The sequence below is a fragment of the Cupriavidus sp. H19C3 genome, from assembly GCF_049393815.1.
GTDB lineage: Bacteria > Pseudomonadota > Gammaproteobacteria > Burkholderiales > Burkholderiaceae > Cupriavidus.
Window position 1 is genome coordinate 231,215 of record NZ_CP184987.1, and the last position, 19,392, is coordinate 250,606.

Here is a 19,392-nt window from a genome sequence, read left to right on the forward strand (position 1 = left end):
TCATGCAACAACAATCCCTCACCGCCGAGTTTGAGCGTCTGCAACTTACGCGGATGACCTGCGATCGTATCCGCTCCGCAAACTACCATCTGACCGACCACCTGGCCGAAGCGTTGGGCGCGCACCCCGAGCTCTCCGATGTGCTCCATATCGATCGCGTCCATATCGACAGGGTGCGCAAGGCCGTCGCAACGCAGCGCGCGCTGATGGGCACGCCGTTCCTTGTCGTCGTCCCAACGCTCATGGACGTCCACGACTGGAAGTGCCTGACCGAGGGCACCACTACCACCGTGGCGGTAGACAAGCTCCGCGGCCAACTGCCGGCATGGAGCAACGATGACAAGCTGCGCCTGTTCTATAACAACCGCCATTACATCTGGCTCATGGTCGAACTGCTGCACGTCAGCATTCTCGCTGCGCCGTTGCTCGGCATCAGCAAAGAGCTCGCCGTGTACCTTCGGTCGCTACCGCAGCATGTTCTCGATCTGGCCATCTCCAAGGTGGACTTCCCGATGTTCCGTTGGCGCCTCGACAGCAAGCGGTTTTGGATCGACTTCGAAACTGCACGTGTTTCGCCTGACGTGATCGGCCATCATTTCCTTGCGACCGTCCCGATGCGGGCCGACCGACTCGAAGCCAGGCAGTCATGGTCGAACCTGCGGCTCGATCCGCTGAAGAAGAAGGTCTATAGCGAATTGATGATCCGGCAGTCTTGTCGCGCCTCGACCGTGACATCGCTTCTGGCCGTCAACTCGACCAAGACGCGCCAGCTCTTCCAGGCAATTCACGGCACACCCTCGTCTACGGGACAGCTGCCGACATCGACGGCGTGGTACTTCGAGCAGCCGCTACACCGCATGCAAGCAACGATGATGGTCACGCTGTATCGGATCGGCCTTGCGTTCGGCGCCAATGTCCCGGAGGCGTTCATCGCGGCCTACGACCTGTTTGACAAGTTTTTCGGCCCGGACTCGCGCATCACAGCCGATCGTGCCTGTCATATCTGCCGGTCCATGTCGACGGATGCGCAGCTCGATCTCGCACCATGCCGCAGTTGCCGCACCCCCTATCTCATTGCCAATACCGCACCCAAGATCGAGCTCAGCAATACGTTCTCCTGCCCTGGGTGTACCGGAGCACTCGGCAACGCTCAACTCGGTCGCCGGCGCAAGGCTTAAGGATTCAAAAATGTTATTCGCGCTACAGAAAATTATCGAGATTGCATTTATGCATGTCCTGCCATGCTACGTCGCCTTCCGATGGGCGAAGAAAGTCGGCAAGAATCCGTGGAAGTGGGCGATTCTCTGCTTCCTGTTCTCGTACTTTGCACTGCTGCTGTTCGGCTTCCTGCTGAACCGCAAGCGGCTGCCTACGTATGAAGAATATCGGCAGGCCAACCCAGGCAGCGTTACGGCCAACGGTGTGTCATGCAACCAGTGTGGGTCGCGCAGCATCCGCATGTGGCGACACCAGCCACTCATGCACGTCTACCAGTATCACCGCTGCAACCACTGCGGAACGACGCTCTACCAATCCAGATAGCCAGCACGATACCCCCCGCAGCGGGGGTACAGATCCGACACCCGACCGCCGTTGTACTGGCGGTCGCGGTTCTTGTATCCTTGCGTTCCTGTCAATTTTGTTACTTGCCAACGATGCGCCTATTCCTCGCAATCCTGCTCCCGTGGTTCCAGTTCTTCACGATCGGTCGGCCTTTCGCCGGGATCATTTGCTTCCTTCTGCAAATCACCATCATCGGTTGGATTCCTGCCGCGATCTGGTCCACCTACGCACTGAGCCAATACAAGACAGACAAGAAGATTCAGGCTGCACTCAACAATCGCGGCCGGTAATCCGGGATGTGGAGAAATACCGCGCTGCCCACTAATGTACCCCGTCGTGAAAAGCTCGGTACCTTTGACCAGTCTGACAAAACAATGAAGAAGATATTCTCGTACTCGATCACTGCGGGATGGGTGCTCATTGCACTCGCTGGATGCGGCAGCAAGCAGGACGCCAACAAGAGCAACTTTAAGGCTGCAATTCAGGACTACTTCGATAAGACTTCGGGGGTCTGCGTAATGGCGCCTGCCAAGGCTTTCCCGTTCAAGATCGAGAAGAAGGACGGCCTCCGATTCCTAAAGAATCCCGATAAGGCTGCGGCACTGGCAAAAGTCGGTCTCCTATCAGAGACGGATGCAGAGATGCCGAGCCAGAATCCGTTGGACAAAACTCCATTACCTGCAACGGAGTACGCCTTGACGGAGATGGGGAAGAAGTATTTGGTGCCTGGGGCTGGTGGCAACATCGGCGGTTGGGACGGTTTCTGCACTGGCAAGGCGAAAGTCGCGGAGGTGGAGAGTTTTACGCAACCGGCTGATATGTTTGGTTCTAAAGTCTCGCAAGTGAACTTCACCTATGAGATTCCCGATGCTCCTGACTGGGCCAAAGCGCCAGAGATGCGTACTGTTTATCCGCAGCTTAACGCCGCCGCGGAGAAGGCACGAGACAAGACTGTTTTGATTGCAACTAGCGAAGGCTGGATGCACGAGCGTCTTTTCAAGAATGGAAGCAGAAACTGAAGTCTACTCTGACAATACGTTTCATAAGTAGTAGCTACGGTATCAAGCCGACTTGACATGCGGATTAAGTCGGTAGGATTGGATTAAGCGATTCGATTCGATTCGATCGCGTTCCATCCTAAACTTCAAGGAAAATAAAAATGCAAAATAGCAAAGTCGCACCCTCCACGATTTCTGCCGCTGCCCTGCTGGCTCTCGCTGCCTGCGGAGGCGGTGGTGGCGATGCACCGGCAACGCAGCAGCCGGGCAATACGACCCCGCCGGCGCCGACCATCGCCGTTACTGGCTCTGCTGCCACAGTTTCGGCCGATCCGTTGGCCGTTGTCTTTGTACCGCATACCGAGAAGGCCACTGTTCCGGCTCCGCAGTCCATCGCTCACGCGGCCTTTCCTGCCCAGTTCCAGAAGGTCGCGACACAAGGTGCGTACTCTCAGGTCGGGATCGATGCGAATAGTCTGATCTCGTTCGCTAGCGGGAAGATCGTTGAGGTCGCTGGCAACGGTGACTACTCAATCGGCCGTTGGACGGATGGTTCCTCGAGCCTTGGCTCGGTGAGCGTCAATCAAGGTGATCACTACGTCCTCGGCAAGCCGCTGGCGTTGACCCGAACTCCTGGTCCGACTGCAAAGCTCAATTGCTCGCTCTTGAGCAGCACGAGCCCGACCGCCGTGTCGGGCAACTTTGCACCCGGTAAGGTAACCAACGCCGCAGCAGTCATTGATTTGAATGGTCCGCTGTTGGAAAGCTTTAACGTCTCGCTTGCAATCGGCAGTGACGCTTCGGCCAGCGCCACCGTCACCAGCACCACCATCTCGGGCGTCGCCATTGTGAACGGCTCGCTTGCACATGTGCAAGTGATGGGCACCGACGCTACGCACCCGCTGCTGGCCGTGGGTTTTACCATGCCCACCCCGAGTAGCGGCGACGTGAACGGCATTGTTGTTCTGAAGTGCCAGTAGTTCGCTGCTACGTGGAAAGTAAGAAGAGCCGACAATGCCGGCTCTTTTTTTGTTGACAGTCCAACTCAATTTGAGGTGTTGTAGACGCCGCCCACAAAGCCTTTGGTGCCTGCCGGGCAAACTGCGCCGGTACCCACATTGTCGTAACCATCTCCGCCGGGCCAGGTGTAACAGAATCCGATAGTGGTCCTACCTTGGTACACAACCGAGTAGGTGCTCACGATCGTACCTTGAGACGCCCCACCAGAGGAGCGCCAAATGCCGTTCTGACACGAGAGCGATTTTCCGGTGGGATCACTTCGAATGGCTCCTTGTGGATCGCCGCAGGACCACCCCTCCTGTACCTGCTGCCCGGCACCTTGCGAAGGGATCAGCGCTCCGGCAGCCGTAACGTAGCCGGACGCTGTAATGCCCCCATAGGAGGTGATCCCATTGGCCGCCATAGTGTTTGCCGTAATAGCACCAGCGACGTAGGCACTACCATTGGACTGCACATAGTTTCCATAGACACCATTGCCACTAACATTTGCTGCGGCGCTGACATTCCCGCCGGCGCTCACACTGCCATTTGCCCCCACGTTACCGGCAGCAGTAACCGATCCGTTGGACTGGAAATTTCCCACGCGGTTCATGGCCTGGTTGTTGGCGTCCATCGGGCCGGTCAGATTTAGCGAGCCATCGCGCTTGTAGAACTGGTTCATCGACTGGGCCAGCAACGAACTTGATCCGGTCCGCATCGCCAGCACACCCGAGGGCTGTGCAGCGACCGGATTCACCGCGGACCAGCTGGCGGACATCCCGGTGATCGTCGTTGGCGTCTCTGCATACGAAACGCCGGCATCCTGCCCAGCCTTCGCCACAGCAAGACCCAGGAGGTCGGTCCGAACGCGGCCAACAGCGTCCCGGTATCCGGTGGTCGAATACACCAGACCAGGGATCGAGCACGCTGTGATGTCCGCACCGCAGTTTGTCGGCGTCAGGTCGACGCGGAACGACAGACCCAACGGGCTGATGTCCGTGTAGCCGATCGGCAGCAGACCGAAGTTGATGAGATCCTGCACGGTCGGATGCAGCGGACTTGCCACCCCAATGGTCTTGCCGCCCACCGTGAGGTTGGTCGGGACGGTTGGGCTCTTCGCCAGGTCCGTGAACGCCTCGAACGTGTAGGTATTCACGGCCTCGGCGATGTTGGCCATATAGTTGCCCGTGCCGACCGACTGAACCTCCTCGATCTCGGCATACGTCCACGGCACCGATGCCATAAGAGCAACGCTGCTCAGCGCTAGCCCCATGGCGTAGTTCGACATCAACATATTCCACTCTCCTATGCCAAAGCCCGGCCAACGGCCGGGCAGTCTATACGCGCGTCAGACCGCGATCAGGACATGAAAAGGTCGATCGTGTTGCTGTCGCCGGAGCACTTCACCTCCGTCATGTTCACACTGCCCCCGACGCCCTTGATGGGGACGCCGTTGACAACGATCTTGCCCGCGCTGCTCTGGAAGGCCGACGCGATCTGCGTGCACGCGGCGTCGGGCTGATTCGGGATGGTGTACTGCACCGAATCGTTTGCCGTCAGCAGCTTGCCCGGCACGATCGTTAGCGTGCCGCCACCGGGCTGCACAGTGACTGCTCCACTGTCAACCGTCATGGTGGTCAGGTCCTTGAACGTGCCGTTGTCGATGATCGATCCCACGGTCACCGTGCTGTAGCGGCCGCGATAGTTCGTCTTGACCTTGCCCATCACCTTGTTCAGCTCGGTCGTGAACTGCTGGACCTGGGAGTCGGTCGAGTTGCCCGAGAAGAGCACCAGGATTGCAACGAGCGAGAAGGCCACGAGCAGCAGGTAGAAGCCGTATTCGTCAAGAATGCCGCCGTGCTGGCCACGGAGGCGCGGATTGCTACGGATGCGCTTCCATTGTTCGGCGCGGCTCAGGCGATTGAGCGGTACCGGATTCTCGCCCGCCGTCGTATCGCGAGCCGCCGAGTTGGTTTGCAGGTTGTTGTCCATGATTCAGCCTTGTTCGTCAGTTGGATGGGAGGGTGGAAGGATTGGTGCTCTTTTGATGAGTCTTCATGCCATGTACCTGCATGCTCTGCTTCAGCTCGCGCGCCATGAACGCGGGCATGAAGGCCAGGGCCGTAATCAGGATGATCAGCAGGATCGAGGACCGTCGATTGAACTTCGATGCCCGCTGTTCAAGCTCGCGCGGCGCAGTCTTCAGCAGCGTCACCGATACCGTATTCAGCATCTTGGAGAGGTCGTCCTCATACTCCGCAATGTCCTGAATGCGATAGGTGGTGTCCCGATCAAAAAGGCCCGTGTCGAACATCTTGCCGCCGGCGTTGGGCGACTCTTCAAGAGTCGCCTCGATACGCCGGATGTGCTGCGCGAGGTAGGGATACGCGTTGGCGCGCATCATCTCCAGCGCGTTGGTCAGGTTGTTCATGTCGCCGCCGAAACGCTGCGTGACGGCCGACATGGCGCCCAGGAACTGCGCACCCTGGAACCTGCGAAAGAAGTCGAAGAGGATGACGTGTTTGTCCAGCCACGCGCGATACGGGCCGGTGTAATTCCGCAGCGCACGCGCGACCCACCACACGAGCCCCGCTTCGCCTAACAGCACCAGCCAGCCCCAGTCACGCAGGAACGTGGTGCCGAGATGGAATGCCCGGGCGATCGGCCCGTAGCCGTCCACCGGCAGGAGGTTTGCGAAGCTGCGATCCAGCATCGGGGCCACGATGAATGCCATGACACCGAGGTAGACATGCAGGATGATCAGCGTAATGCCCATGCTTGCCAGCAGCAGCAGGATGTTGGACTTCGCGGCGCTCATTGCGCGGAGGTTGTCCGCGAGCCGGAACAAGCCGTCCTTCACATCACCGCCCTGCTCGGCCACAGCCAGGATGGCGAGGTCTTCGTCAGGCACCGTCCCCCGGAAGATTTCCGCAAGGCGCGACTCCTGCGTCTGCCCGTCGAGGCCTTCGTAGCGCGCCAGCCATAGAGCTGCCAGCAGACCCAGCGGCTCGCCGGCGCGGCGGGCTGCATCCTTTGCAAAATGGTTCGAGATCGGTTCACCCGGCATCTTCTCGATGCGCATGGCCAGGTCGTAGTAATAGTCCGCGCGCTTGGGCGAGAACTCCAGCTTTGCGAACCACAGCTTGTCCGGAAATCGTCCCGTCGCACCGCCAATGCTCTCGGCGGCCGCGGTGTACTTCTTGCGCTTGACCGCGGCAAGCGCGTCCTTCAATCGTTGCATCATGCTCGGGCTCCGGTCAGTCGCTTCAACTTCGCTTCGTATGCATCCAGAGACAAGATGCGCTCGGCCTGCCGCGGATCCACCGTGCCGGCGAACACGTGATACATGGCTACTTCGAATACCGACTTGCCAGTGCTGTCCGGGATGTCGAAGCCCGTTACGCGCTTCTCGCGTTGATGGGCCTGCAATTCGATCGCGCGCGCATCGCGGATGTACATGAGGTCCAGCTCGTCTGGCTCGAACATTTCGGCGGCCATGACGCGGCCGCGGATGCCGTTAAGGTCCGGAAGGTTTGCGCGCCGGCATTTGTCGCATCCGGCTTCGCGCCGCACGCGGATACCGTCGATGTCGAACTGGAACAGCCGCTCGATCTGGTGGAGCCTGGCCGCGCCCAATATGTCCTTGGCTTCCTCGCCGTGATGGCCGCAGTCGCACGTCTTAGCGAGCAGCGCCTGGTACACGTAGAGGTTCACAAAGCCGGGAGTAGCCAGCACGCTGCGCGGAATTTGCAGTTCACTGTCAGCCAGACGGTCGGTGGCGGCCGTCGCCGAGGGCGCGTGCAGCGTGGTCATTGCACGCAGGCCCGCGCCGGCAACGTCGCGGAACAGCCCGGCAGACTCAAAATCCCGCACCTCGCCGACCATCACGAAATGGGGATTCATCCGCTTCAACTGGCGCTTGGCCACGATGAACGGATCTTCTTCCCGGTTCGAGCCGTCCAGCTGGCGTGCCACCGAGAAATGGTGGGTGCCGTGCGCCATCAGTTCGACCGGGTCTTCGATCGACATCTTGTTCATCCAGGACGGCAGGCGCTGCATGACGGCGTGCGCGGTGGTCGTTTTCCCGGAGCCCACCGTGCCGACCAGCACCACACCGCCGCCCATCTGCATCGTGCAGCGGTCGATCACATCCGCCTGCTGCTGGAAGAAGTGCAGGTCCTTGACGAAATCGACCTGAGTGGTCGTCGCGTTCTCGGGATTCATACGCATGACGGTCACGTGACCGTCCGCGCTCTGCATCGAGGCCCACCGGAACACCATCGGAACGCCGTCAACCACCGTCCGGATGCTCGTCTGCTGCGGCTGCACGCGGCTGAACACCCCGTGGGAGCCGCCCTTGCCTTTCTGGAAGACGTGCGACAGCATGTCCAGCAGGTCGGTCGTGCGCAGGCGGAACTCGGGCGGCAGGACCAGATGGCCATCGATGGCGAAGCGGATCTGCGACAGCTCGCTGTTGTCCTTCACCTCGAAGTGGAGGTCAGATGCCTGCTCCCGCTTTGCGAACTGAGCTGCCGCGAGGAACGTCTGCCATAGGCCGCTCGCATTGCGCAGGCCTGTGGTCTGGATACCGTCCTGCCGTGCACTGCCTTCGACGCCGCGCGACAACGCCGTCATGACCTGCGGCGTTGCGGTGTAGAACAGCGGGTCGGCCGCGTCCCAGCGCAGCTTCGCCTGGCGCAGGATTTCGTCCGTATAGTCCGAGTACCGCATATCGGCCAACAGGATGAACGCGAACTTGCCGCGCTGGCCATCGGCCGGCGCATCGATCAAGACCGGGCAAATCTGGTGCCGCAGCGATTGCGCCAACGAGAGATCGTCGTACAGCACCCGCGAGAACGGCGGCAGGTCATCGGTCGTTCGCACCTCCGTACAACCGACGTCGCTGATCTCGGGCATCGAAAGGGAGGGCTCGGCGTGCACGGGCGCCGCAGCGACCTGCGCGGTGCACGCGCGAGCCGCGCCCGCGCCGGATATCACCATAATGCCGCCGGCGGCCTCGGGCACCAGCCCCTTTTTGGAGCGTTCAAAGAAACGCACGATGGTCTCCTTAGCCCTGCGCCACCGCCGCAGGCGCGGCCGGCAAAACCGGTATCACGGGCACCGGTGGCATCACAGGGGCCACGCCATTGCTACCGGCGCCGGGGAACTGCGCGGGCACCGCGGGCATCGCGGGCGGCTGGGACGGCATCGCGACGGGCGTTGCGGGGGTGTGGGCGGGGAGCGGACCACCGCCATTTGCCGCCGACGCGCGCTGTACGGGAGGCTCCTCGAGCAGCACGGCGTCATCGTCGGCACGCTCGGCCGTGAGCGTCTGCTTCCCTTTCGTCAGCTTCGTGCCCGCCTCCGAGATGGCCACAACCTTGTAGCCGCGCACGGTTCCTCCAACTTTCGCCGGATAGACCTGATTACCCCACTTCACATAGCTGCGCAGCGTGACCGGGAGGCCTGCCTTGCTTCCATCCACGCCGAAGATCGCCACGGTCTTGGGGGTACCGCGGGCCTCACGCTGCTCTGCGGTCGGCGCCGTCGTGGTGACCACCGGCGCCGGATTCGTCTTGGCCAACTCCTGGTCGGCCTTTTGCACGGCGATCTGCGCATCCTTCTCCAGAAGCACCCGCGTCACAGTTTTGTCGCCTTCCGCATGGGCAAGCGAGGCGGCAACTGCGAGAAAGGTCATGGCGATGCGTTTCATCAGATTTTTCCTCCATCGCGGGCGTACGCATCGCCCTTCACAGTGAGTTCAAACTTCGATTTCTGGATGTCGGAGTCCGCGTCCAGGTTGATCGTCAGGGCGATTTCGCTAACCGACACGTTCGGCGGGAAAGTGCCGATCTCCGCCGCGTTGCGCAGCGGCCCTTCCATTTCCCACTTGGCGCTCTTGTAGACATACGGGATCGAGGCAATGCCCTCGCCGGGAATCGTCCCGAACAGTCCGATGTCCTGCAGGACCGCCTTGGATGCGGCAGGCCGCAACAACTGGAGGGTGGACCCGAAGTCCGTGCGCAACGCCATCGATGTCGGCAGGCTCTCGATCAGCTTGCCGAGCGGCGCGTCCGGCCCGAAAGGCACCATCGCTTGCACGGTGACCTCCTTGTCTTCCTTGGAAAAGGCGGGCGCGCTGAAGGCGTCCGGCAGTGCGGCGAGGAACGTAGCGTTCGTCACACCTCGTGGCATGTCCTTCGCGCCGCCCAGTCCATAGGTGAGCGAGCAAGATGCTTGCGGCGCCACAACCGCACCACAGTTGATCTTCGTGAGCTTCCACCCGCCGACAAACAGCGGATCGACGTCGACGAACCACTTTGCGAAGCGCGGCACCGCAACCGCAGCGACCGCTGATGGCGCGCGGCCGCGAGCGAGGATGTCTTCGGCATAGCGTTGCGCTGGGCTCTTCTGCGGCGGCGGCGGATGTTTGCGCGCCTCATAGGCCCGGTACTGCGCCATGCCGTACTTGTACCCAACGGCGCCGACAACGATCAGGGCCACCAGCGCCAGCAAACGCTTCTTCGTGGCAGCCGAACTCGGCTTGCGCAAGGCTGCGTGCTGGTCGGCGGCGTCGGCGAGCTGCTCAAGCGTTAGTTCCGAGAAGGACAGCGCCGGCACGTTGCCGAGCAACTGCGCCAGTTCGGGAAGGTTGCCGGCCAGCCGGAAGGTGCCTCCTGCGACCCGTGCGAACTCGACGGCGAGCTCGGACAGGGTCTGCTCGTCCTGAATGACGCGGTCGAATCCGACACGTGGTCGGCCCTTGAGGATGCCGCAGACCAGATAGCCGACATGCTGGCCCGCGTGCTCCAGCCTGTACGCGAAGAACACATTCGGCATGAGCCCGGGAATGCGAGCCACCGCGACGGCCGCGGAATAGAGCTTGTCCTTGACCTTGGTCTGCGCGTCTTCTTGGGCGAGATAGCCCATGTGCAGCGCCGCGCCGTCATGCCAGATCCGCGCGGCCTTCACTTCCTTGGCGACTTTCGCGGCGAGCTCAGGCGCGGGCGCGTTCCCGGTAAGGGTGCGCCATTGCATGCCGAAGGCGATCGCCTTGCCGTGGATCTCGAGGATCATCGGGCAACTCCTGGCGGCACGCTGTCCGAACCCGCCTTAGACAGGCGCGCGCGCATGAAGGCGCGGAACTCAGCCCTCTCAGCTGCCGGCACCCGCCTATTTCCGTCGAGGCTGTAGAGATCGAGGCGCTCGGTCGTCGGTAGATTCAGTCGCCGGCGCAGCGAATGCTCCAAGTCGGCGCGAAACTGATTGCAGAATCCCATCGCACTCGGCATGAACATGCCGCAGATCACGGCACCCCATGCGATCACCATCGCAAGGCCTTTTGCCATGCCATACGCGAATGACTCCGGCGTCGTCTGCGCGAACACCCACAGCTCGCGTGCCACGGCCAAAGCGATGGTCGTGTCGAGCAGCAGCCCACCCATCACGATCCAGAATGCGAGGAACGGAATGGCCCGCGTCATCAAACGGACGAAGTTGAAGGCGATTTCGCAGAGATTGACGATCTGGCGCAGATAGTTTTCGATCGTGAACACTGCGTGGTGGCGCAGCGAGGCGTATTCAATGTCCGAGATAACCCCCCGGTCCATGCCGTGCACCTGGACGGTCCAGTTGCGACCGGTCGTGGCCAACATCCGTTGCTCCAGCGACAGGCCATAAATTGACAGGAACCCTTGGGCAAGGATTGTGAGAATGGCGCATACCACAGCCGCGTAGACCACCTCACCATTGATTTGCCCGCGGATCTGCACGAGCACCATAGATAGGCCCGGCAGGCAGGTGAGGATCGCCACCAGCGGATAGCGACGATACAAAGCCAGTGCATCGGAAAGAAGCGTTTGGATCGCATGCATGATTACTTGCCCTCCCCGTGGTCCTGCACCATGACCGTCGCGAGGAGCAAGGTAAACGTGCGCGTCTTCGATACGGTCTGCGATCCACCCAGAATCATCGGCAACGACTCGCCCAACGTTCGACGCGTATTCGCGGTGTCGTCCTGGTCCAGCGCCGCCATCAGAACGGTCTGACCGTTGCGGACGATGATGTCCTGCTTCGGGATGCCCTTGCCGACGATGTTGATGGTCTGCACCGACTGTTGGTTGCTTCCGCTGCCCGACGTAAACTTCTCCAGCGGGCCGTCCTGCTTTGACTGGTCCAGCGCGATCGTCAGGTTCACATCATCGCGCGAGGTGGCGTCGGCATAGGCGGCCAGCTTGAAGCCGACCGTTGCCGTAGACGTGATGATCCCCGGGATGCCGCCCGTGCCACCGGCCGTCGTCGTCGCCGGCGTCGAGCCGGACGCGTAGGAGAAGGTGCGCCGGTTGTTGTACTGGAAGCCGTGCCGATTGCGCATCGATACGGGAATCGTGACACCCGAGGTCACGGTGCCGTATTGCTTCAGGGCGTTGACAATCGCTTGCGTGCCAGCGAAGCCGCCCGAAGTGATGCCGAGGCCAAGACTGCCGGCGGTGGATGAGACCAGCGTCGCCGGAGACAGCGCGTTGACCGTGAACCCCGGCAGGTTCTGCAGGGCCTTCGTGAGCACAACGTTCCAGTCCACTCCAGCTTCGCCGGCATCCGACACGGTAAGGTCGATCATCTGGAATTTCAGCGTCACCATGCGCGAGTAGATCGCGATCTGCTTGCGAATGATCTCGTCGGCCGCGTCCACCGCCTCCTTGGTGTCCCGCAACGTGAGCACACCGGTGGCTGGGTTCAGTTCGGAGCTGCCGACCATCGTCATCGCCGGCAGGATGCTCGCCTTGACGCCTTCGAGGTCGTTCTGCTCCTTGATCTCCGCCTTGGCCGCGGCGTCGATCTGGGCTGACTGCCCCGCCCCGCCCGAGCCACCCGAGCCACCGCCAGACGAGCCCCCCTCGGCAGATTGCTTGAACTCGGTAGTGAACGAATTGGTGCCGCCGGCCATCGGCAGTTGCCAGGTCTTGGTGACCAGGCGATAAAACCGGACCAGCCCCTTCTCGGCGTTGTACTCCCAGTTGATGCCGAGTCGCGTCGCGATCAGGTCGAGCATGTTCGCCAGCGGCATCTTTTCGCTGGTCTTGAACTTGACGTTCAGCGGCGTCTCGAGCAGAGGCGTGGTCTGCGTCACGCCGACGCCGCCTTCTGCCGTCAACGCTGAGGGCAGCGGTGAATTAAGCGCTGGTGCCGGGCCAAGGCCCTGCGACAGCGGATTCACCGCGCCGCCGCTCTGCCCTTGTTGCGCCGTGCGCAACTGCTGCTGGGCCTGCGCCGCGAACGTGCGTGGCAGCAGCAGATTTGGCGGCAGATAGACATCGGATTCGATCTTGACGGGGATGCCGGTCGCCATCTGTATCCGCTGCGCAGCGACCGCCAGCGGCATTGAGAGCTCCGGAAACCAGACAAGGGTGTCGACATCCTTACGCAGCGCAACGGGCAGCGTCACGTTACGTGCCACCGGCACACGCTTGCCGGCCAGGAACGGGCGGTTCACTTCCTGCTCGGCCTCCACCGCCGCGCGGTCGCGGCGGATGCGGGCGTAAAGCCCCTCGGTCGTCTGCGTGATCTGCATCGTGGTCGTGTCAGTGGTCTGCTGGACGTCCTTGAGCAGCGTAGGCGAGACGCAACCTGATAGCGTCGAACAGACCAGGGCTGCGCCGGTGGCCGGTCGGATAAGGTGGATGATCTTCATCTGCGGCTCACTTGGTCGGGTCGCACTTCGTGGTGAGCTTCACCACACGGACGAGGTTGTTGGAGTAGAAGCACGGCTTCAGGCTGTAGTCGGTCATCTCCGTCGCCGAGAGCACGCGTCGAATCGCCGTCTTGAAGTCCGCGGTGAATGCGTCTGCACCTTCGATCTGTACGTCCTGATCGGGCTCCCACGGCGCCGTGGTCCAGCCGGCCTCGCGTGCCCACTTCTCGATGAGCAGGCGATAGTTGCCGTCGCTGGGAGAGACGGACCAGGCGCGCTGACCATTCGCGAGTGCCGGGCCTGCGACCGGCGCCGTTACCGTCGGCGTTGCCGTCACCGGGGACACCACCTGTGTGCTGGCAGCCGAAGGCGGCGCCAGCGCCGCGACGGACGTCGCATCGGGCTTCGGTGCCTTGCGCTCGGATAGCAGCTGCCAGCCGCCGCCGGCCAGAGGCTTGCTCGGCTCGAAGTTGCCCGAGGCGTCCGCGCCAAACGGGGACGTAGCAGGCACTGCGGCATTAGCACAGGCCGCAAAAGCCGCGGCGCCCGCAAGGAGAACCCGGCTCATCCGGGACAACGATCGAGACTGGTGCATGGCTGTATTCCGTTTCAATTCGAATGGGTTACTTGGTCGTCGATTGCAGCTTCTGGTAGACGCGGTTGGCATACCGGAGCCGCTTGTCTGGCGAGCCGGCGTTGTAGCAACCGACAGCCGTCCACGTCTCGCCATACCGGCCCAGGCAATCGGCGAGAATCCAGGTACCGACGTAGGCGTTGGTGCAGGGGTCGAAGAGGCTCTGGCGTGTGATCCCGAACTTCGCGAGGCGCGGCAGGTGAGCAGAGTTGATCTGCATCAGCCCAATGTCCTCGGTGCCATTGGTGTTGCGGTTGGTTACCCACGACCGCATCCCTGACTCGACCTGCGCAATGCCACGTGCCAGCACGGGACTGACGCGATGGAATGCCGCCGCCTCGTCCAGGCAATCGGCGCGCACAAGACCAGCGAGCGCGGTGCCAGCTATCAGTAGCCCGACACGGATCGCAATCATTGGACCGCGCGCTCGTAGAAGCGGACCTCCGGCAGGCGGTCCACACGGACGACATTGCCGTCTGCAACGACGGTCAGATGATCCGATACCCCGTTGAACTTGAAGTAGCGATCTTTCTGCTCGCCGCCGCCCTGGTGGTTGTCTCCGAACACCGAGATGCTCGCCATCGACTTGGCGAAGCTCAGATAGGTATTGCCATCCTTCTCGAACACACGCTCGAGGCCCGCGTCGTTCTCGCGCGGGAACAGGAAATTGATACCAGGCACCCGCGCAACCTCCACCCGCTTGCCGCCGGCGGCCACGGTGAAGTTGTCCACGGTGGGGGAAGGAAAGAACCTTCTCGGTGTCGTCCCACTCGGTGCGCAGCTTGTCGCCGGCGGCGTCGCGCAGCTCCAGACCGTTCGGCTGCGCGTCGAAGCGCATCTCGATGCGGCCGTTCTTCGCGTCGCGAATCGCCAGCGCATTGAAGGCAGATGCGAGCGTGGGGCCTTTCGGCAACGCCGTGTCAGACCCGCTGGCGACCATCGCAGGCGCCGCTGCGACATCGGTCGCGGGCGCGGCCGTGTGCAGGATTGCGCCCGGCGCCGAGCGCGGCTCCGCCTCCACAGCGAACGCCTTCGGCGGGGTAGCGCGCAGAGATATATTGCGGCGGCCGAAATCGACCTCCGCATAGAGATTGCGCTGCTCGAGCACGCGTGCGAGCGCCTGTAGCCAGTTCTCGCCGCTGCGCGCGTCGAGCGACACATCGTCCGTAAGTGAAATGTCCTTTTGCGCCGTGCCGCTCCAACCTGCGGGGGCAATCGACTTCACCATCTGCGCGAGGGGCAGCGACGAGTGTCCCGCTCGCACGACGGGGAGATCCGTGAAGCTGCCAATGAGCGCCAGACGGCCCGAGATCGCGGCCAGACTGCGAGGCAGATCCCCACTTGGGTTCGCCGGCTCTGACGTGAAGCGGTTCGCACGCTTCCAGCGTGCAACCACCGACTGGCCGTTCACCGAGTAGCGCACCACGTCCGGCACGCCATCGATGACCCAGTACGGACCATTCTGGATAGCCCCGTCAGCATCGATCTTCTGGCCAAAGCGCGGCTGGATGTATGTTGCGGCGCCGTCGTTGAATACCATAGCGGGCCGGTCCGCTGCGCGCGCGACGACCTGATAGTCGAAGTCGAGCGGATCGGTATCAGCCGCGATAGCGGGCAACGCCATCAGTGCCAGTGCAGAGAAGATGAGCTGCCGGATCATTGGAATTGCGCCACGTGTTTCAAGAATCGGGAGAAGTACGGACCACCGCGCTCAGGATTCGCGCTGTGGTACCAGGCAACTGCCTTCATGGGCGAGCCGCTGCGCTGGAGGTTCTCGGCGAGGATGTCTTCGGCGACGCGGATGTTGGTGGCCGGCGCCAGCGCGTCCCAGGGCGACGCAAAGCGCCTGCCGTGGTAGCACCAGTTCACCTGCATCAGACCCACGTCGAAATCACAACGATCGCTGGCAAGCAGGCGTTTGATGGCAGCGTAGGCCTCCTCACGCGAGGCGAAGAACATACCTCGCCCTGCGACATTGAGCGTCCACGGCCACGGGCGGCCACGATACGATGACTCGTTCATCGCGATGCCCGCCGTAATCTTGGGGTCGATCCGCTCGCCCATCTGCGCAAAGGGCTCGGTCTTCGGGGCACACGCCCAGCCACCGCGGCGCTCGGCAATCGCTTCCTGCGCGGCGTCATTGAGCACGGCAGGCCGCAGCCAGCCTTCGCGTGCGAACAGGCGCGCGATCGGCACCGGCTTTCCATCCAGCGTCACGACGGGGCCATCGTCAGCGCCGGCCTCGATCTGTGCGCCGAGGAGGCGCGACGCCCATCCGAGGAAGGCATCGAGGCCGCAGAAGAGCACTGGCTTGCCTTCGAGCGTATGCACGCGTGCCCGACCTTCGGCGCGCACGACGATGGCGTTCGGGCTGACGACCGCCTCAATGGATGCCGCGTGGGCACCGATAGATGCGAGCGATGCGAACGCTCCGCAAATGATGTTCGCGATGTGCCTATTCACGATATGGCTCCAGCACGATGTCATGCTTGACCTGCACCACCATCTTCTGTCCCGGTTGCGTCGTGATCGTCGGGCGAATGTTCTGGTTGCGATTGAGGATCGTCTGCGCGGTCTGGGTGGCAACCTGTCCTGCAGCGTTGCCATAGGTCGTCAAGCCACTCGGGCCCACGGTCGTCGCCGTGTTGCCGTTATTGAACCGCTGTTCGAGCAGACCAATCACGAGCGCGCCACCGAAGATCTTCCAGAAGTGGTTGTTGACGTCACCGGAGTTCCCAGCCGTGCCATCGGGGTCCGCACCCTGCATGCCCATGAGTGGCACGGTCCTGCCGTTGGGCAGCTGCATGCGCACAAACGCCGTTAGGATGCGCTCCTGGCCCACGGCGATATCGGCGCTGTACATGCCGACAAGCGTTGTGCCGGCCGGAATAATCCGGCATGTGCCTTTCACCGTGTCGTAGACGTCTTGTGAGACGGTCGCGCGAAACTCGCCCGGCCTGTCCGAATTTAGTCCTCCCGCGAAGTTGGCAGGAATGATGAAACCGCGGCTCAGCGTGCAACGCGGCAGCTTCCCGTCAAAGCCCGTGCGCAGGGTCGTGCTTGCCCCGGCATCCCGCAGGAATTGCTTGTCAGCAGATACGGGCTGTGCGGCACTTTCCGGCCCCTGCCCGGCGGTCGCTGCGCTCGCTCGTGCGGCAGCAGCCTGCTGCAGCGCTCGCATCGCAGCGGGATCGGTGACATCCGCGACAGACGGTGCTGACTTCCGCTCGACCTGGCTCTTGCGCACACCGCTCTTGTATATCGGCGCGGTGAAGATGATGTCCTGCTCGTTCTTCTTCGCGTCGGGCGCCGGCGACCCTGCTCTCCCGCCTGCGACGAAATCATTCGCCGTCAGCACAGGCGTTCTCGGCGCATCCTGTGGCAGAGCGACCTTGCGCTGGCGCTCGGCTTCCTGCCGGGCCTTCTCGGCCTGATCGCGAATGGTCTGCTCGAGGTTCTGCGCACCATCCGAGGAACCGGCACGGGCACGGATCTGTTCCGCGCGCTCCTGCTCGGCCTGCTCGTCGCGCTGGACTTCACTGAGAGACTGGAAGTAGTATCCGAGCGCCCCCACCAGCACCGCCGCGATGCCGCCCAGCGCAATGACGATATTGCGCGGCAGCTTCCCTTTCACCGTTCGCTGTTGCGCTTCGGTGACGTCGGTCACGTTGAGGTCTCGCTTTTTGCCTCGCATCAGAAGAGCCCCAGGATGCGGCCACGGCCGCGCTCCACGCGCACTTCGTCGCGGCCCGAGCGGAGAACTACCGTATCGGCGAGGCGCTGCACAACGAGGTAGCCGCCTCGGCGCAGAGCGTTGACTACGACGTAGTCACTCCCGTCCTTGACGAGCGCCACCGGCCAGTTCTGCGAGGCTCCCGCGGGCAGGCGCAGCCACAGGGCCTTGCCATCGTCGAATGCCGTCTCCGGCTTGAAGTCGGCACTTCCAGAGATCGAGTACTCGAAGTTGAGCTTCTCCGGCGAGACGCCTATCGCTTCGGCATTGCGCTCGTCGGCAGCGTCGCCGGACCGAGCGTCCCCGGCGTCCGCCTTGGCATCGTTGCGCGCCTTGACCTTTGCCGCTATCGAGGTGGGAATACGGAACCGCACCTTCTGATAGAAGATGCCGCCCAGCGGTGACGACACGAGTGTGAACTCGTAGCTCCGCCTCGTCGTGTTCACCGACAGTGTGTTCACGAGACCTGCCGCCTGCGGCTTCACGTAGAGGTGATTGGCGCCGTCGGTCTCGTAGTCCCAGCGAACGCTTTCGCCCCACGCAGGCTCACCAACGATTTGCTCGTCGTCGGGGAACTCGATGGTTGTCATCTTCAGCGGCGCACTCAGCACGCGGAAGATCTGATCGCGGTTGTAGGTGAAGACCACCAGTCGCGAATCCCCGGGCAACGCCACCGGGTCGACGCCACCGTTGAACGGGTTCGCTGGGTTCATGGCGTCGCTCATGTCGCCCACGCTCAGGCCGCCCAGCCCTGCGCCAGTGCGGCCGGGTAGCTTGTCGGCGGCATAGCCATCGGGGGCAGAGAGCGCGAATGCCAGCAAGACTGCGAGGGCGTAGGGGAGAATCCGGGAGGATTTAGCTTCCATGGGTTCTGGGCGCGGCATTACGCCTGCGACTTTTGGATGCTGAAGAAAACGGGATAGATGCCGAACGGGTTCGTGCCAAGTACGGCATCGCTGGTCGGTGGCTTGACCTGATAGCGAAAGGTGATGGCGTAGCGCTGCCGGCGCGGCTTGTAGCCGTCCTCACTGGTGGAGGTCACAAACTCCACGGCAACGGTGCTGTCCGGCAGGACGGCGATGTTGAGAATCTTCGGCTCACGCACCAGCGTGGGGGACGTGATCACCTGACGAATCGGCTGATCGTCATCCACCCATTCTTGAAACTGCTGGCGGCCAGAGCCCACCATCTGTTCGCGCACCGACCGCAGGTTCTGCGCGATACGGGAGCGCTCGACGTCTGTGCTCAGGATCGGCTCGATCGTGAACCAGCGCGTGACAAGGTCCTTGAACGCCCACTTCAGGGCGAGATCGTCTGGGCGGTAGTCGGTCAGTTCGCGCACGTACGGCTTGCCCGTCGCGTCGGCGGACACCCCAACCGTCTTCACCACCGAAGGCGGCGACTCGCGCGTCATGATTGCGGCGAGTGCAATGAAGCCGATCCCCAGCGTTGCGATCTTCCAGTGATTCCGCTCGACGGCCAGACGGGTCGTACGGTCAAAGATCAGCTGCTCAGGCTTCTCTTCGGCGTACATCCCCGGGGCGACGCTCGGAGGTTTGGCCTTATCGGATTTTTTGGTGAACAGACGCATGCGGCTTTCCTGTGGGATGCCGCTAATTGGAACAGCTAACCACGCGTCGTAGAGGGCGAAAAGCTACGCGATTTTGCGGAGCTTTCTGGGTAATTGCTGTTTGGGAGGGCTCCATCCACCCGTGAGGGGCCAGGATGCAATTGATGAGCAGTGGCCAACGTCGGGGTCGATGGGAATGTTCGA

19 protein-coding genes and 1 pseudogene are annotated in these 19,392 nt (G+C 62.3%); 5 read left to right on the forward strand and 15 right to left on the reverse strand.

Going from position 1 to position 19,392, the window contains the following annotated elements; all coding sequences use genetic code 11:
• Window positions 1–2 precede the first annotated feature (2 nt).
• The 5 genes from DFLDMN_RS32030 (at window position 3) to DFLDMN_RS32050 (ending at window position 3,541) form a co-directional block, all read left to right on the forward strand.
• The gene (locus DFLDMN_RS32030) at window positions 3–1,178 is read left to right on the forward strand and encodes a FlhC family transcriptional regulator (RefSeq protein ID WP_423200723.1); all 1,176 of its coding nucleotides are present in this window, start codon (window positions 3–5) and stop codon (window positions 1,176–1,178) included.
• 10 nt (window positions 1,179–1,188) lie between these two features.
• Window positions 1,189–1,542, forward strand: a complete 354-nt coding sequence (locus DFLDMN_RS32035) for a hypothetical protein (RefSeq protein WP_423200724.1) — start codon at window positions 1,189–1,191, stop codon at window positions 1,540–1,542.
• 113 nt (window positions 1,543–1,655) lie between these two features.
• Complete coding sequence (locus tag DFLDMN_RS32040; protein ID WP_423200725.1) at window positions 1,656–1,853, forward strand: YqaE/Pmp3 family membrane protein; 198 nt, start codon at window positions 1,656–1,658, stop codon at window positions 1,851–1,853.
• 84 nt (window positions 1,854–1,937) lie between these two features.
• Window positions 1,938–2,582, forward strand: coding sequence for a hypothetical protein (locus DFLDMN_RS32045; RefSeq protein WP_423200726.1), 645 nt, complete (start codon window positions 1,938–1,940; stop codon window positions 2,580–2,582).
• 140 nt (window positions 2,583–2,722) lie between these two features.
• Window positions 2,723–3,541: a hypothetical protein gene (locus tag DFLDMN_RS32050; RefSeq protein ID WP_423200727.1), complete on the forward strand. Its 819-nt coding sequence runs from the start codon at window positions 2,723–2,725 to the stop codon at window positions 3,539–3,541.
• Window positions 3,542–3,606: 65 nt separating this feature from the next.
• On the opposite strand, the gene DFLDMN_RS32055 is transcribed toward DFLDMN_RS32050, so the two are convergent.
• From DFLDMN_RS32055 to DFLDMN_RS32125, 15 genes and pseudogenes are all read right to left on the reverse strand, one after another.
• On the reverse strand, window positions 3,607–4,854 hold the full coding sequence (locus DFLDMN_RS32055; protein WP_423200728.1) for an adhesin: 1,248 nt from the start codon (window positions 4,852–4,854) through the stop codon (window positions 3,607–3,609).
• Between the two features lie 65 nt (window positions 4,855–4,919).
• On the reverse strand, window positions 4,920–5,552 hold the full coding sequence (locus DFLDMN_RS32060) for a type 4 pilus major pilin (protein WP_423200729.1): 633 nt from the start codon (window positions 5,550–5,552) through the stop codon (window positions 4,920–4,922).
• Window positions 5,553–5,568: 16 nt separating this feature from the next.
• Window positions 5,569–6,801 carry a pilus assembly protein TadE gene (locus DFLDMN_RS32065; protein WP_423200808.1) on the reverse strand — a complete coding sequence of 411 codons (1,233 nt, stop codon included), beginning with the start codon at window positions 6,799–6,801 and terminating at the stop codon, window positions 5,569–5,571.
• Entirely contained in the window at window positions 6,801–8,618 is a 1,818-nt protein-coding gene (locus DFLDMN_RS32070; RefSeq protein WP_423200730.1) for an ATPase, T2SS/T4P/T4SS family, read from the reverse strand. The genes DFLDMN_RS32065 and DFLDMN_RS32070 overlap by 1 nt, the downstream gene beginning before the upstream one ends.
• 10 nt (window positions 8,619–8,628) lie before the next feature.
• Window positions 8,629–9,273, reverse strand: a complete 645-nt coding sequence (locus DFLDMN_RS32075) for a hypothetical protein (protein ID WP_423200731.1) — start codon at window positions 9,271–9,273, stop codon at window positions 8,629–8,631.
• The gene (locus DFLDMN_RS32080) at window positions 9,273–10,637 is read right to left on the reverse strand and encodes an ATPase (RefSeq protein ID WP_423200732.1); all 1,365 of its coding nucleotides are present in this window, start codon (window positions 10,635–10,637) and stop codon (window positions 9,273–9,275) included. The genes DFLDMN_RS32075 and DFLDMN_RS32080 overlap by 1 nt, the downstream gene beginning before the upstream one ends.
• Window positions 10,634–11,434: a hypothetical protein gene (locus DFLDMN_RS32085; RefSeq protein WP_423200733.1), complete on the reverse strand. Its 801-nt coding sequence runs from the start codon at window positions 11,432–11,434 to the stop codon at window positions 10,634–10,636. The genes DFLDMN_RS32080 and DFLDMN_RS32085 overlap by 4 nt, the downstream gene beginning before the upstream one ends.
• Window positions 11,435–11,436: 2 nt before the next feature.
• Complete coding sequence (locus tag DFLDMN_RS32090) at window positions 11,437–13,251, reverse strand: protein PilN (protein ID WP_423200734.1); 1,815 nt, start codon at window positions 13,249–13,251, stop codon at window positions 11,437–11,439.
• A 7-nt stretch (window positions 13,252–13,258) separates the two neighbouring features.
• A complete protein-coding gene (locus tag DFLDMN_RS32095; protein ID WP_423200735.1) occupies window positions 13,259–13,762 on the reverse strand; it encodes a toxin co-regulated pilus biosynthesis Q family protein in 504 nt (167 codons plus the stop codon).
• A 112-nt stretch (window positions 13,763–13,874) separates the two neighbouring features.
• Window positions 13,875–14,300, reverse strand: a complete 426-nt coding sequence (locus DFLDMN_RS32100; protein WP_423200736.1) for a lytic transglycosylase domain-containing protein — start codon at window positions 14,298–14,300, stop codon at window positions 13,875–13,877.
• Window positions 14,297–15,545 (reverse strand): annotated as a pseudogene (locus DFLDMN_RS32105) (TrbG/VirB9 family P-type conjugative transfer protein). The gene DFLDMN_RS32100 and the pseudogene DFLDMN_RS32105 overlap by 4 nt, the downstream one beginning before the upstream one ends.
• On the reverse strand, window positions 15,542–16,348 hold the full coding sequence (locus DFLDMN_RS32110) for a lytic transglycosylase (protein ID WP_423200737.1): 807 nt from the start codon (window positions 16,346–16,348) through the stop codon (window positions 15,542–15,544). The pseudogene DFLDMN_RS32105 and the gene DFLDMN_RS32110 overlap by 4 nt, the downstream one beginning before the upstream one ends.
• Entirely contained in the window at window positions 16,341–17,579 is a 1,239-nt protein-coding gene (locus DFLDMN_RS32115) for a TrbI/VirB10 family protein (RefSeq protein WP_423200738.1), read from the reverse strand. Before DFLDMN_RS32115 ends, DFLDMN_RS32110 begins: the two co-directional genes overlap by 8 nt.
• Window positions 17,579–18,484: a TrbG/VirB9 family P-type conjugative transfer protein gene (locus DFLDMN_RS32120; RefSeq protein WP_423200739.1), complete on the reverse strand. Its 906-nt coding sequence runs from the start codon at window positions 18,482–18,484 to the stop codon at window positions 17,579–17,581. The genes DFLDMN_RS32115 and DFLDMN_RS32120 overlap by 1 nt, the downstream gene beginning before the upstream one ends.
• 17 nt (window positions 18,485–18,501) lie before the next feature.
• Window positions 18,502–19,209 carry a VirB8/TrbF family protein gene (locus DFLDMN_RS32125; RefSeq protein ID WP_423200740.1) on the reverse strand — a complete coding sequence of 236 codons (708 nt, stop codon included), beginning with the start codon at window positions 19,207–19,209 and terminating at the stop codon, window positions 18,502–18,504.
• Between the last annotated feature and the right edge of the window lie 183 nt (window positions 19,210–19,392).